The organism is Sporosarcina sp. Y352, assembly GCF_056786535.1.
On sequence record NZ_JBXCJE010000003.1, the window covers coordinates 376,909 to 390,260 of the forward strand.

Below are 13,352 nucleotides of genomic sequence, written 5' to 3' on the forward strand. Positions count from 1 at the left end.
TACGGTTATGGAAACCAAAAACCGATATATTAATAATATTGTAACACATGGATAAATTAAAAGTAAACCATTTTTTGAATCTTTAGATGTTTCCGTCTCTTCTTAGGTGAATACTAATTTAATTAATGATTCCTAACTATTTCACTTCACCAGTTTCAAGATTTTTAACGCAACAAAAAAACGATGTATAATGACACTACATCGTTTTTCGCTTATTTTTTCATAAAGGCTATCTAGTTAAAAGTACTTATAGCCTGTGTAATTTTATTTGTACCTTCTTTTAACACTTCAATCAACAACTTTTCATCATATTCTTCAAACCGAGGTGAAGGAACCACAATGGATAGTCCAGCTAATATTTCATTAAACGGGTTAAAAATAGGTGCACTTATAGAAACTGCACCTTTAATCCTTTCTCCAAAACTAATCGCGTATCCCTGTTCTCTAATATTCATGAGCTCAGAAAACAACGAGTCCTTCGTTATAATCGTTTTTTCTGTTAATTTTTCGAGATTGCTTTCTGCGACTATTTTCTCTACTACTAATCCAGAAGAGTAAGCTAACAGTACTTTTGCTGATGCTCCTGCATATAAAGGTGACTCTTGCCCAACAAATGTAAGTGTTTGCAATTCGTGTTTACTTTTTACATATCCTATACATTTACGGTTATTATCCTCAACAACATTTAAACTGACACTTTCACCTATTTTTAGCTGAATTTCTTCCATTATAGGATGTGCAATCGACAATAAACTAGAGTTTTTTTCTACTAAGTTACCCAAAAATAATAATTCTAATCCTAATTGATACTTTTTGGTTTCCTCATTTTTATGCAAAAGTCCTTCAAAGACGAGTGTAGATAGAATTCTTTGTAAACTGGATTTAGAGAGGCCAGTTCTATTATGAAGATCCGTTAACGTAAGCATTTTATTTTCAATCGAAAAGGACCTTAGGATTTGGACCGATCGATGGAGCGTTTGCATGGAATAGTTTTTCTTGAAATTAGTTTCATCCATTTAATATCCCTCCTTTTAACTTTCCTTATTTAATAAAGACGAACCAAATAAATCATAATCATATTTTTCATACCGGCATAATCTACTAAAAAAAACAGCTATATATATATCTATAAGGATAATATGTTTTTTATCCCCCAATCCTGTTTCTTCTATTATACTATAGAATGATTTATGAATAACTAAAAGAGCAACTTATGGCTTATAAGATTGCTCTTTCCATTACATTTTTATCGTCTTTGCTACTCAACGAAAAATAGGCGCTCTCTTTTCAGTAATAGCCCTGATCCCTTCTTCATAATCTTCAAGTTCTGTAATAATACCTAATGTAGATGAAATCATGTCTAAAGAAGATCGTAAATTCATGTCTAGTCCTTGATAAACAGCCCTTTTCGTAAGTCGAATCGCTTGCTGAGGCCCTTCTACTAATTTTTGTACATATTGATCAACAAATTCGTCTAACTTATCGTCTTCAACCACATGGGTAACTAAACCCATTTCTCTTGCCTCTTGAGCAGATAAAACCTTTCCAGTCCAAAGCAACTCCAAAGCCTTGTCTACTCCAATTAATCTTGGAAGGAAATAAGCTCCGCCATCCCCCGGTACGAGGCCAGCTTTTACATAACTTTCAGATATAATGGTACTTTCCGCTGCAATTCGAATATCACACGCCAAGGTCATGTCAAATCCTGCACCAAAGGCAAATCCATGGATAACAGCTATAACCGGTTTATCGATTTCTTGTAAAATAAGTGGTATTCTTTGTACCTTTTTCCATATCGCATTCTTTCGAGCTAATGCCGTTGACGTTAAATCTATCTTGCCATCAGAATGTAGAAATCCCTGACCACTTTGCATTGATTTTATGTCTCCGCCCGAACAAAAACCACGTCCCTTACCTGAAATCACGAGAACCCGTATATTTTCAGAGTCACGAACCTGTTCTAAAGCTTCAATCCATAAGTCAATCATTTCTACGCTAAATGCATTTAATCTATCTGGTCGATTTAAGGTAATTTTCGCAACGTCATCTTCAACTGTAAACAATAAATCCTTCATTATATGTGCACCTTCTTTTCATGGTTAACACTAGTAATCATCGACCAGAGGCCATTTTCTTTTAACTTTAATAATTCTTCCGTTATAACATTCTCCCAATCTGTTTCGGTCCCAAATTCATCTCTCCAAGACCAAAGTCTTCTTGTACTATGGTGTAACGTATGTTCATACGTAAAACCTATAGCTGCTAATACTTGATGAGCCATTCGGCTAACCTCTCCGGCAGCCTCATTCACACGTATTTTTGCCATGGCTATTTCTTTTGTACAATCTTCTTCACCATATAAATCACCAGCACAATTTGCAGCAACAGTGGCTGCCGCAGTCTCACCAGCCATTAAAGCTACCTGATGTTGCACTGCCTGAAATCGATTGATTGGTCTACCGAATTGTGAACGCTCCGCGGTATAATTTACGGTTAAATCAAATATGTTTTCTAATGCGCCAGTCATCATCATGATTCTTGTAAGTGCGCCCCCATAAAGAATTTTGTTATTTATTTCATGGGTATTAACCTCAATTACCTTACAATCATCAATAAAGACTTTATCAAATATCACTTCATCTCGTGCTTCCCCTGCGAGATTTTGACCATGAACAATCTGAGCATCTTCTAACTTAAGAAGAGAAAGGATTGGTCCATCTGACTTTTCCGCTAGCACAAGAAGTTTATCTGCAAACCTTGCCCACGGAACATTCTTAGTTTTACCTGTAACAATCCATCCTGTTCCGTTTTTCACGAATTGAAAAGGGTTCATTTCTTTTTCATAAGCGATTGTAATAATGTCCGTCGAAACAGGTTCACCTAAGCTAGTTAATAGCCAATTAGCAAGATAAGTTTCAGCAATGGGTATTGGTGCTGAATGTTTACCCGCTAAACGGAGAATACTGAATGCGTCAGAATAATCTCCACCATTTCCTCCTAATCCTTCGGGAATGGCAACAGTCATCATTCCATAATCCACTAAACAATCCCATAACTCTCTTGCCCATTTTCCTTTTTCAGCTTCGTTTACAACTTCTTTCGTCGAATACCTTTCCATCAACTTGGATGTTGTCTCCACAATCATTTCTTGCATTTCACTCATTTTTGAGTAACCCCCTTTGCAACAATTCCTCGAAGAATTTCAGTTGTACCACCACGTAATGTAAAACCTGGTGAATGTAAGATTGACTCAGCCATAAGTCTTTCAAAATGGTTATCGGATTGTGCACTCGGAACGACAGCCACTAGTAACCTAGCAATTTCTGCAATTTCTTGTTCAAATTTTGTTCCCATATCTTTCACTAGTGAAGCGATAATATTAGACGGTACTCCTTGTTCTAACAATTGGGCAACTCCGAGTGACATACTGCGGAGTGTCCACAGTCTAGAAACTAATCGGCTCACTTTATTTAATCCCGCTCTATCCTCTTTTTCCACTAAAATATTTGTCAATTCGTTAAGGAGCGGATAGGTACTTAAAAATCGCTCAGGTCCACTTCTTTCATACGCTAATTCTGTCATCCCTTGATTCCACCCATTTCCAATTTCACCAATGACCATTTCGTCTGAGACAAACACATCTTCTAAGAACACTTCATTAAAATGGTGCTCTCCTGTCATTAAGTGAATAGGACGTACGATGACACCTGGTGTTGACAAATCCACAACCATTTGGCTCATTCCGGCATGGCGATTCTTTGGATCTTGAGGAGAAGTACGACAAAGCGTAATCATATACTCTGCATAATGTGCTCCGCTTGTCCAAGTCTTACTTCCATTTAAGAGCCATCCGTTATCTACTTTTGTTGCCCTGGTTTGTATAGCTGCCAAATCGGAACCTGCATTTGGTTCACTAAGACCAATAGAAAAAGCACATTCTCCTTTTGCTACTCTAGGTAAGAAAAACTTCTTCTGTTTTTCAGTACCAAACTTTAAGAAAAGAGGACCAGACTGTCTGTCTGCAATCCAGTGTCTTGCTACTGGTGCACCTGCTGCTAGCAATTCTTCCGTGACCACATATCTATCTATAGCAGTCAGTCCTCTACCACCATATTCAGTTGGCCATGTCATTCCAATCCAACCATGTTCTCCGAGCTTTCGCGAAAAATCTAAGGACTCACCACTTAACCAACAATCACTTTTCGGTACAAAAGAACCGTTTTTTAATTCTTCATGGATAAAGTCTCTAATTTCTTTTCTTAAAGTTTCAGTTTTTTCTGGTAGTACTGCTACAGGAAGCTGAAGAGCCTTCATGAGAAATCACCTCGTTACCGATTTGCTTTCGGTTATTTTACCGGTAATTAATAACTATTATCGGTAATTAATATTATAAATCACCTAACGTTTTTAGTCAATTCGAAATTGTCTAATAATAAATTTTATATGTGTTACATATTATAAGTTTGTACTATAGTCAAAGAATATAAAAAAATTGGAAATTAGTAGTTGACAATATTCTAAATCCTCTGATATAAGTATACTTGTAAACGTTTTCAAAAAAATAAAAGAGAAAAGAGGTAATGTATGATTCTCTAACTTTGATTTCTATAAACCCAAAAGCATCGAAGTTTATTTTTTCACCAAAAAACCTATTCATTAACGGACAATTCGTCGAAGCAGCTTCAGGAAAGAGATTTGAAACGATTAACCCAGCGACTGGTCAAGTCATTACGACTATTGCTGGAGGAGATAAAGAAGATATAAATCGAGCAGTAGCTGCAGCTCGCAAAGCATTTGATGAAGGTCCATGGCCAAAATATGAAACCAGCTGAAAGAGCAAAAATTTCATTAAAATTTGCTGATCTCGTAGAGGAAAATGTAGTAGAATTGGCCCATTTAGATACTCTATACTTGCAAATGCCACTGAGTATGGTCTTGCTGCAGGAATTTGTACTACAGATTTACAAAAGACCCATAAGGTAGCCCATTCTCTACGAACAGGTAACGTTTGGGTAAACACATACAATCTAATGGACCCCGCTTCTCCTTTTGGCGGTTATAAGCAAAGTGGCCTGGGCAGAGAAAATGGTTCTGCTTCCATTGATACGTATACGCAGATTATAAGTGTCTGGATTAATCTAGATTAATTTTATTTCTTATCAGGGAATTATTTAAATATAATGTCCTATAACCTAAAATTATTCTTTAAGACTAAATAAACATCAAATTTGAAAGGGTGTAGATAATATGTTAGCAGCGGTAATGGAGGAAATCGGTAAACCCCTAGTAGTAAAAAATGTGCCGGACCCTGAACTTACACCGGATGGAGTAATCGTCAAAACGGAGGCTAACGGGATCTGCCGAAGCGATTGGCACCTTTGGCAAGGGCACTTTGATTGGGCAGGTTTACAGCTGAGTCTTCCTCATGTTTTTGGACATGAACTAAGTGGAGTTGTAATTGAAGTTGGTAAAAATGTGAAGAACTTCAAAAAGAATGACCGTGTTGTTGTACCTGTTAGTGGTGGTGACGGAGTGTGTGAAATGTGCCGTAGAGGACATCAAAACATATGTGATCACCCCCAATCCCCTGGAATTGCATATTGGGGTGGGTTCGGAGAATACGTCCATGTTCCATCTGCAGATTTCAATTTAGCTCTCTTGCCTGATAATGTTGACTTTTTGGAAGCAGCTGCGATTGGCTGTCGCTTTGCTACTGCTTTTCACGGAGTCCTCGACCGCGCCAAAGTTCAAGGTGGTGAATGGGTGGTTGTTACGGGTTGTGGTGGTGTCGGACTTTCTGCTATACAAATCTCAGCAGCACTAGGTGCAAACGTCATTGCCGTGGATATTGATGATAAAAAATTAGAGTTCGCTAGAGAATGTGGAGCTGTTGCCACTGTAAATTCAAGAACTCAGAATGCACCGGAAGCCGTTCGCGAAATAACAAAGGGAGGCGCTCACGTTTCAATTGATGCTCTTGGTATTTCTGCAACTGCTCAATCCTCGATTCTAAGTTTGAGAAAAAGAGGTCGTCATCTACAGCTTGGAATGACAACTGAAAAAGAACAGGGATTCATCTCCTTCCCAAGCGATTTAATTGTGGCAACAGAACTTGATATTTTAGGTTCTTACGGATCACCCGCTTATCGATATGGGGATATGTTAGATATGGTATCCAAAGGTATCTTCCAACCAAAGAAATTGATTACAAGTACCATTAGTGTCCATGAAGTGAGTTCTGTTTTAGAAGCAATGACAAATTTCGAAACAACTGGGCTTACGATCTTAAATAAATTTTAGAACAGGTAAAAAAGCTGATGGAATTCCATCAGCTTTTTGCTATATTAATATGAAAGTAAGTTTACGCCTGTCTCTCTCTTCTTTTTTTCACCGATTCACCAGCAATTCCCCAGTGTTGCGGTTCAATTTCATTTATCACAACATGTATGGCGCTTTGCGGTGCCTCTGCAAATTCTGAAACTGTTTTAGTTACCTCATGAATCAACGTCTCTAACTTTTCCTCAGAGCGTCCTTTCGTCAAGTTAATTTGTATTAACGGCATAGTTTCTCCTCCTTTACTGTTCGTTTAAAAAATCTTTTTTTTACATTTCCTATAGTATTCAAGACTGAATCGTATGCTTAAATATCTCTTCTACTGCTTCTAAATCCTCCGAGGTCAACGTGGTATCTGTAGCTTTTACAATACCTCTAGCATGGTCCGGATGTCTTCCTCCTGGGGTAACGGCATCTACACCCTTTTGTGCCAAAAGCCAAGATATAGCTAAATTCGGCAACGTAATACCTTTTGTTTCAGCTACTCTCTTCAATTGATCTGCTATCTCAACTTTCTTGCGGAACTCCTCTTCAGTAAATCTTTTTGGAGCCGGATCACCAATCTTGTAGTTCCCACCGAGAAGACCTGAGGACAAAGGATAATAAGGCAGGAAGGAAATTTCATTTTTCAAGCAAAATGGAAGGATATCCTCTTCTACTCCCCTTTCAAACAGATTATAAACTGTTTGAAAAGCCGAAATGTCCGTGATTTTTACTACCTCTCTTAGCTGTTCAATATTCAGATTGGAAGCAGCAATAGCTCGTATCTTCCCCTCTTCCTTTAGGCGAGCTAATTCACCTATGGACTCTAAGAAAGATGTTTTGTTATCAGGAAAATGCAAATAATAGATATCAATATAATCCGTACCAAGTCTTTTTAAACTCGCTTCAAGAGCAGCACGGAGATAGGTCGGATGATTATTAAATTTTATTTCACCTACATCATTCCATTGCATGCCACCTTTTGTGCATATAACGAGTTCCTCTCTTTTCAGATCAATGTCTTGAATGACCTCACCTATAAGTTCTTCAGAACGCCCAAGACCATAATAATCAGCCGTATCTATAAAGTTAACCCCTTGATAGAGTGCTTCTTTAATAAAGTTTTTCCCGTCGTTTTCATCGAGATTTTTAAAGATATTATGACCGCCAACTTTATTCGTACCAATTCCAATCTTGGATACCCGAATATCTGTTTTTTTTATGGTAGTAAACTCCATCATTTCCCTCCTCGTATTTGATAACTTAAACATTATGATTATTAACTAGATTTCTCTATTTAATTATAGAAAAGGACTGAAAGATGGGCACCTTTCAATCCTTTCTAATGTTCATTTAGGCCAATACGCTCTTTCCTAAAATCTTTTGAATTAGATCAAGGTCACCTTGAGATAATTTTACATCTGTAGCTTTCGCTGTGCCTTGGGCATGCCCCGGATGTCTTCCACCAGGGATGACGGAATCAACACCATCTTGTGCTAAAAGCCAGGCTAGCGCTAAATTAGACAAGGTTGCTTCCTTCCTTTCAGCCACAGCCTTTAATTTTTCTACGGTTTCTAATCTTTGATGAAATTCTTCCTCTGTCATTCCCTTCGGGATTGTATCCCCAATCTTATAATGCCCGCCTAGAAGACCTGATGCTAATGGGTAACAAGGAATGAAAGATATTTCATTTTGAACACAAAAAGGTAAAACATCTCTTTCTACCCCTCTATCAAACATATTATAATCAGATTGGGCAGCCACAATATCAGTAACTTGTGCAGCTTCTCTTAACTGATCTACGGTTAAGTTAGATACACCGATGGATCTAATCTTTCCTTCTTCCTTAAGTCGAACTAATTCCCCAATCGACTCTGAAAATGGTGTTTCATGGTCTGGCCAATGGAGATAATATAAATCAATATAATCAGTACGCATCCTTTTCAAACTTGCTTCAACCGCAGACCTAAAATAGCTAGGTTTATTATTTTTTCTAGTACCTCCACCTGGTATATCCCACTCCACTCCACCTTTGGTGGCAATGACAAGATCTTCCCTTTTTGTAGAAATGCTTTGGAGAGCCTCTCCTATCAATTCTTCAGAACGTCCAGGACCGTAAATATCCGCCGTATCAATAAAATTCATACCTAAATTAATGGCCTCTGCAAGAAAGGCTTTTCCCTCATTCTCATCCAAACCTTTGAAAATATTATGACCACCTATTTTGTTTGTTCCGATTCCAATCTTTGAAATCTTAATATCCGTCTTTTTTAGCGTAGTGTACTCCATGATTTCCCTCCTACAATTTTATTATTATTTTACTTATATATATGACTCTAACTCTACCGAATCAACAAAAGCGGTGATTGGTGGTGAGTCAAAGTATTTCCTAAGTATTACAGCGTCGTCAAACATCGCTTTACCCTCTGGAGACTCAATTGCCAGATTTAATGTAGCCATATTTTCAAATTCAATTTCTCCATGTAAATATAAATCAGGAATCGTATTATTATGGTGAACGACTCGAGAAATCTTCAAATTTTTGATTTGCGTAATTTTTCGGACCAAAGGTATATGAAAATTGAAATAATAATCTTCAAATTCATCTTTATATTTTGTTTGTTTATAAAACACGACAATCTTTGCCATTTTTCCCCTCCAGCGAAAAGTACTGTTACTGTTACTGTTACTGTTACCGTTAATCCCAGTTCAACCGAGCAGGGTGATTTGCATAAATAATTTCTTGCAATTCAAATAAGTTTCCATCTGGATCACGACCATAAGTTGCTATAACTCTATCATTAAAATTTTGAGGTTCACAGTTGAATTCCACACCGGCTGCTTTAAGCCGATTATAAACAGGAAAAATATTGACGACATCAAAGCAAATATGGGTAAGACCCACGTCATTAGCTGGGCGATTAGGGGTACCAGGTTTACCTTCTGGACTAACATACTGAAAAATCTCGATGATTGCGTTACCTGCAGATAACAATGCATTTTTTAATTTTGTGTTTTGAATACTTGTGATATTATCTAATATTTCACTTTGAATTTCCGACTTTGCTACTTCTTTAAAACCTAATAAATCACGATAAAAACTCAACATTCCTTCAAAATTCTGTGTTGTAAACGAAGTGTGATGTACTCCTCGAATGATTCCTTCATTCTCCATTCGTTCATCCTCCTTGCGCTGATGATCTGAATAATTGACTAAAGTATCCAATTTTCCTCCTGATAACCAAACAGATTCTTGAAATAACTATGCCGATCTTTTCGATTAGATAAATTACCTATCAAAGCATATACATTCGATTCACTGGAACCAAATTCCTCTATTGTCCTTTGAACTTCATCAAAAGTACCAGTAAGACAACATCTGCTCCCACTCTGAAAATTAATATGTCATACTATGATGCTTTAGAGTCATGACATTTTTGAATAATATTCAAATGGAAGGTTCTATTTCCTAGACAGGTATTTCGATTGCGAATGTTAACGCTTTCAAGACACCGATAGACGATATACAAAGTCTACTAACGGTATCACTACTAATAGAATACCATAAAGTAGAATTATATGTAAACCTTTATTTGAAAATTTTGATTTTTTCACATCTATACTGTCTCATCCAAACTAACTACCATTTTTGTGGAACTACCTCCTAATAAATAATCTATATATAGATTTTCATTAAAGTATTATCTTTTTTATTTTTTGACGGCTCACTTTTCAAATATAAACCTTTTAAATCTATTTGAATATCAAAGACTCCTGTTCTTTTAGACACAAAAAACCCAAATTATTATTAATTAGGGGCTTTTCGATCAACTATTAGTATCATGTGTAAAACGGTATTGTTCGAATCTTGACCGTTTCACCTACGCGACTTTACAAGTGTAATTATCATGTCCCAGGTGGACATTTTTAAGAGCCCTTAAACCCTTATACACCAGTCTTTCGTCTATTCACTATGTATAATATGTGTATAGGCTTTTCAGAAAGAGTACTGCTCTAACCACTTACTATTACGAATTACCGTGAGCCGTTCCCGGGGCTTTAATTGTCTTGTCCATCTCCTCTCCCCTATTTCATGAATATAAATACACCGACAGCTATTCCCGTCGGTGCGTGTTGTACTTACACATTAATAGCTGCTAAGCTTCAGATATTCTAGTAGGATTACCTGGTTCGTAACCTCAACTAAACAAATTCATTTTTCTCCATGACGCGGGTTGGTGTTTAATCGGTTCAGATCTTTTACCTTCATTCAACTTCAGATATCCCTTATATCTATCTACAACAGCGTTTTTCTGATTTCTGCAAGAGCTTGACAGCTACGAATGCTAGACATACTAAATTAATCGATGAATCTATACGAAAAATACAGTACTAGTGGCATTAACCCGGTCGATTAGGTATTGCATTACTTGCCTAATCATTTTTATTTCTTTGTATTTTTCCGAATTCACCTAGTGATTTATTCATTCTATTTTCCGCTTCTTCCATCATACTATTTAGTAAATCTTTAACAGTCGGAATGTTTTCGATCAATCCGGCAATTTGACCGCTATTGATAAAACCATTTTCCATATCGCCTTCAATTGCACCTTTAACATGTTGTTTTTCCGATGTCATTTCACCATATTGTTCAATTGTCATTCCTGCTCTTTCCAAGCTATTAAGTTTCATAGCATAAGGTGTCTTTAAAATCCGCCTCAACCTTCCAACACTACGTCCAATAAGTAACGTTTCTGTATCACTTGCTTTCACAAGGTTCTGCTTGTACGTGTCATGGAATGGCGCCTCCTTCGTCGCGATTAAACGCGTACCAATCTGCACACCACTTGCGCCTAACATTAGCGCAGCTGCCAATCCTCTGCCATCACCGATTCCACCCGCAGCAATTACCGGTACTTTAACACTTTTCACTATTTGCGGTATTAGCGTGAATGTCGTCAGCTCCAAAGTTGAGTTGATGCCAGCTGCTTCAAACCCCTCTGCCACTAATATATCTGCCCCGGCCGCTTCCGCTTTTTGGGCATGCTTCACTGAAGCTACGAGCGCAATGACTATCACACCCCGTTCATGTAGTTCTGAAATATAGGGCGCTGGATTTCCCGCCGACAGCGAAACAACAGCAATATTATATTTGGTAACAAGGTTAATAAGTTCTTTTACGTATGGTGAAACACTGATTGCGATATTGATTGCGAAGTTTTTATCCGTTAGTTTTTTTGTTTCAACTATTATTTCTTCTACTTCTTCCGGGGTCATTGTTCCGCATCCTATTGTACCTAGACCCCCAGCCTCTGAAACAGCTGCCGTCAGTTGGGCATTACTAATGTTGCCCATTCCACCTTGAATAATCGGAAAATCAATCTGAAGCATTTCACAAACGTATATCATTTTTCATCCACTCCTATGTAAATATGTTATAGTATATGGAGTTAAAAAACAATTATGATACTTTAAAAAATGGGGGTAATATTTATGATAATTACGTATAAAGGGAAAAAACCAGTTCTCGATCCAACAGTTTTCGTCGCACCAGGTGCTAAAGTTATCGGGGAAGTTCAGGTTGGGCTAGAATCTACCATTTGGTTTAATACAGTCCTACGAGGGGATGAAGGGTCTATTACAATAGGCAATAGATGTAGCATTCAGGACAATTCAACAATCCATTTATATGAGGGCGCTCCAGTTATTATAGATGATGAAGTGACCGTTGGACATAATGTAATCCTGCATGGCTGCAAAGTTGGAAAACGGTCAATAATTGGCATGGGATCTACAATTCTAGACCATGCCGAAATTGGTGAAGAGTGTATTATTGGCGCGAACACATTAATCCCACCCGGAAAGATAATTCCTCCGCGCTCACTGGTTGTCGGTTCTCCCGGGAAAGTAGTAAGGGAATTGAACGAAAAAGATTTCGAAATTATTCAACTGTCAATTGATTCATATGTTCAAAAAGGCTATGAATACCGAGAGATTTTCAAAAACAGTGAAAATGAGTAAAAAAACTGGGTAGCCTTTAGGCACCCAGTTTTTTTTTATGAAGATAATTGTCGATAGTTATTAGTCAATAATGAGCGGGTGGTCATCTGCATCATATGATTTATCTTTCCTGCGCATGTCATTATCTTCTTGAAATACATCTTCGAAAAATTGGTTAGCCGATTGGGCCAATAGCTTATAATATTGTTCAAACAAATGAGCGGCATGATTTCCGTTCCATATTTCTGGAAGCAACTCTTTCGGTAGTCCAGGATCAATAAAAAGGAACTTACGATATTCATGGACAAGGTTTGTTCTCTCTACGAAGCACTCTGCATTCGTCATTTGCCCATTATTTATTAGGCTTTGATGAACAATATACTTATTGCTGTACGTCGAAATGAATTCCTGATACTTCCCTTCAATTTCTGAAAGTGGCCAGCTTTTTTCAACAAGCGCTCTGTCTGCTTGCGGTCCTTTATATTCGGATAGGAATAAATCCACGTAAGCTTGGATGTTATATTTATCAATGAGTAGTCTTACTTCTACCCCAAGGTCATTCGGTGTAATCCAGCAACCATTTGAAAAGCTCCCTAGTCCACTCCATAAAAGTTCCTTACGCAGTTCATCACGAATCTGTCTTTTTTCTTCCGGAATCGCGTACATCAATATACGCCATTTCCCATCCCACTCGTGTGGCATCAATTTAAATATTCGGGCAGCTGCCTCTTCAATTCGTATTTCTCCACGAGATGTCAAGAAATAATAGCTTTTATTCCCCTTTTTTTCCGAATTAAGCCACCCTTGCTTCATCATTCTGGAAACGGCAACACGAACGGATTGTTCATTATGTCCAAACTCTTTCAGTAATCTAATCAGGCTACCAATCCAGATATTATTTCCGTAATGACGAATATAATCTCCATATATTGTAAAAATCATTGATTGTGCATTCGCCAATTAACCTCACTCTTTCTTTTTCGAACATAAAAATGTATCATGATTTTTCCTATTCCCATTATATCGTTTTATCAATA

The 13,352-nt window shown here is 37.4% G+C and carries 14 protein-coding genes and 1 pseudogene; 4 read left to right on the top strand and 11 right to left on the bottom strand.

Annotation, left to right across the window (positions count from 1 at the left end; translation table 11 throughout):
- Nucleotides 1-233: 233 nt before the first annotated feature.
- From AC1TO6_RS07290 to AC1TO6_RS07305, 4 genes are all read right to left on the bottom strand, one after another.
- Nucleotides 234-1,016, bottom strand: coding sequence for an IclR family transcriptional regulator (locus AC1TO6_RS07290; protein ID WP_482100938.1), 783 nt, complete (start codon nt 1,014-1,016; stop codon nt 234-236).
- A 246-nt stretch (nt 1,017-1,262) separates the two neighbouring features.
- The gene (locus AC1TO6_RS07295) at nt 1,263-2,075 is read right to left on the bottom strand and encodes an enoyl-CoA hydratase/isomerase family protein (RefSeq protein ID WP_482100939.1); all 813 of its coding nucleotides are present in this window, start codon (nt 2,073-2,075) and stop codon (nt 1,263-1,265) included.
- The gene (locus AC1TO6_RS07300; protein ID WP_482100940.1) at nt 2,075-3,163 is read right to left on the bottom strand and encodes an acyl-CoA dehydrogenase family protein; all 1,089 of its coding nucleotides are present in this window, start codon (nt 3,161-3,163) and stop codon (nt 2,075-2,077) included. The genes AC1TO6_RS07295 and AC1TO6_RS07300 overlap by 1 nt, the downstream gene beginning before the upstream one ends.
- Nucleotides 3,160-4,314, bottom strand: a complete 1,155-nt coding sequence (locus AC1TO6_RS07305; RefSeq protein WP_482100941.1) for an acyl-CoA dehydrogenase family protein — start codon at nt 4,312-4,314, stop codon at nt 3,160-3,162. Before AC1TO6_RS07305 ends, AC1TO6_RS07300 begins: the two co-directional genes overlap by 4 nt.
- A gap of 266 nt (nt 4,315-4,580) precedes the next feature.
- On the opposite strand from AC1TO6_RS07305, the gene AC1TO6_RS07310 reads away from it, so the two are divergent.
- The 3 genes and pseudogenes from AC1TO6_RS07310 to AC1TO6_RS07320 all read left to right on the top strand — a co-directional run bounded on the left by AC1TO6_RS07310 (nt 4,581) and on the right by AC1TO6_RS07320 (nt 6,300).
- A complete protein-coding gene (locus tag AC1TO6_RS07310) occupies nt 4,581-4,832 on the top strand; it encodes an aldehyde dehydrogenase family protein (RefSeq protein ID WP_482100942.1) in 252 nt (83 codons plus the stop codon).
- A gap of 81 nt (nt 4,833-4,913) precedes the next feature.
- A pseudogene (locus AC1TO6_RS07315) lies at nt 4,914-5,147 on the top strand (aldehyde dehydrogenase family protein); the annotation flags it as partial.
- Nucleotides 5,148-5,247: 100 nt separating this feature from the next.
- On the top strand, nt 5,248-6,300 hold the full coding sequence (locus tag AC1TO6_RS07320; RefSeq protein ID WP_482100943.1) for a zinc-dependent alcohol dehydrogenase family protein: 1,053 nt from the start codon (nt 5,248-5,250) through the stop codon (nt 6,298-6,300).
- Nucleotides 6,301-6,361: 61 nt separating this feature from the next.
- On the opposite strand, the gene AC1TO6_RS07325 is transcribed toward AC1TO6_RS07320, so the two are convergent.
- The 6 genes from AC1TO6_RS07325 to AC1TO6_RS07350 all read right to left on the bottom strand — a co-directional run bounded on the left by AC1TO6_RS07325 (nt 6,362) and on the right by AC1TO6_RS07350 (nt 11,724).
- On the bottom strand, nt 6,362-6,562 hold the full coding sequence (locus AC1TO6_RS07325; RefSeq protein ID WP_482100944.1) for a 2-hydroxymuconate tautomerase: 201 nt from the start codon (nt 6,560-6,562) through the stop codon (nt 6,362-6,364).
- Between the two features lie 58 nt (nt 6,563-6,620).
- The gene (locus AC1TO6_RS07330) at nt 6,621-7,553 is read right to left on the bottom strand and encodes an aldo/keto reductase (RefSeq protein ID WP_482100945.1); all 933 of its coding nucleotides are present in this window, start codon (nt 7,551-7,553) and stop codon (nt 6,621-6,623) included.
- Between the two features lie 115 nt (nt 7,554-7,668).
- Complete coding sequence (locus AC1TO6_RS07335; RefSeq protein ID WP_482100946.1) at nt 7,669-8,604, bottom strand: aldo/keto reductase; 936 nt, start codon at nt 8,602-8,604, stop codon at nt 7,669-7,671.
- A gap of 33 nt (nt 8,605-8,637) precedes the next feature.
- On the bottom strand, nt 8,638-8,964 hold the full coding sequence (locus AC1TO6_RS07340; protein ID WP_482100947.1) for an EthD family reductase: 327 nt from the start codon (nt 8,962-8,964) through the stop codon (nt 8,638-8,640).
- Nucleotides 8,965-9,013: 49 nt separating this feature from the next.
- Nucleotides 9,014-9,490: a VOC family protein gene (locus tag AC1TO6_RS07345; protein WP_482100948.1), complete on the bottom strand. Its 477-nt coding sequence runs from the start codon at nt 9,488-9,490 to the stop codon at nt 9,014-9,016.
- 1,259 nt (nt 9,491-10,749) lie between these two features.
- Nucleotides 10,750-11,724 (bottom strand): NAD(P)H-dependent flavin oxidoreductase, encoded by a 975-nt coding sequence (locus AC1TO6_RS07350; RefSeq protein ID WP_482100949.1) that lies wholly within the window; start codon nt 11,722-11,724, stop codon nt 10,750-10,752.
- Between the two features lie 84 nt (nt 11,725-11,808).
- Between AC1TO6_RS07350 and AC1TO6_RS07355 the strand changes: the two genes are divergently transcribed.
- A complete protein-coding gene (locus AC1TO6_RS07355) occupies nt 11,809-12,336 on the top strand; it encodes a gamma carbonic anhydrase family protein (protein ID WP_482100950.1) in 528 nt (175 codons plus the stop codon).
- A gap of 60 nt (nt 12,337-12,396) precedes the next feature.
- On the opposite strand, the gene paaX is transcribed toward AC1TO6_RS07355, so the two are convergent.
- Entirely contained in the window at nt 12,397-13,275 is an 879-nt protein-coding gene (gene paaX / locus AC1TO6_RS07360) for a phenylacetic acid degradation operon negative regulatory protein PaaX (RefSeq protein WP_482100951.1), read from the bottom strand.
- Nucleotides 13,276-13,352 lie beyond the last annotated feature (77 nt).

Coding starts and splice junctions, on each gene's coding strand:
- AC1TO6_RS07345 (WP_482100948.1), bottom strand. CDS start 9,490: ATGGAGAATGAAGGAATCATTCGAGGAGTACATCACACTTCGTTTACA.
- AC1TO6_RS07300 (WP_482100940.1), bottom strand. CDS start 3,163: ATGAGTGAAATGCAAGAAATGATTGTGGAGACAACATCCAAGTTGATG.
- AC1TO6_RS07355 (WP_482100950.1), top strand. CDS start 11,809: ATGATAATTACGTATAAAGGGAAAAAACCAGTTCTCGATCCAACAGTT.
- AC1TO6_RS07350 (WP_482100949.1), bottom strand. CDS start 11,724: ATGATATACGTTTGTGAAATGCTTCAGATTGATTTTCCGATTATTCAA.
- AC1TO6_RS07335 (WP_482100946.1), bottom strand. CDS start 8,604: ATGGAGTACACTACGCTAAAAAAGACGGATATTAAGATTTCAAAGATT.
- AC1TO6_RS07305 (WP_482100941.1), bottom strand. CDS start 4,314: ATGAAGGCTCTTCAGCTTCCTGTAGCAGTACTACCAGAAAAAACTGAA.
- AC1TO6_RS07320 (WP_482100943.1), top strand. CDS start 5,248: ATGTTAGCAGCGGTAATGGAGGAAATCGGTAAACCCCTAGTAGTAAAA.
- AC1TO6_RS07310 (WP_482100942.1), top strand. CDS start 4,581: ATGTATGATTCTCTAACTTTGATTTCTATAAACCCAAAAGCATCGAAG.
- AC1TO6_RS07330 (WP_482100945.1), bottom strand. CDS start 7,553: ATGGAGTTTACTACCATAAAAAAAACAGATATTCGGGTATCCAAGATT.
- AC1TO6_RS07340 (WP_482100947.1), bottom strand. CDS start 8,964: ATGGCAAAGATTGTCGTGTTTTATAAACAAACAAAATATAAAGATGAA.
- AC1TO6_RS07295 (WP_482100939.1), bottom strand. CDS start 2,075: ATGAAGGATTTATTGTTTACAGTTGAAGATGACGTTGCGAAAATTACC.
- AC1TO6_RS07290 (WP_482100938.1), bottom strand. CDS start 1,016: ATGGATGAAACTAATTTCAAGAAAAACTATTCCATGCAAACGCTCCAT.
- AC1TO6_RS07325 (WP_482100944.1), bottom strand. CDS start 6,562: ATGCCGTTAATACAAATTAACTTGACGAAAGGACGCTCTGAGGAAAAG.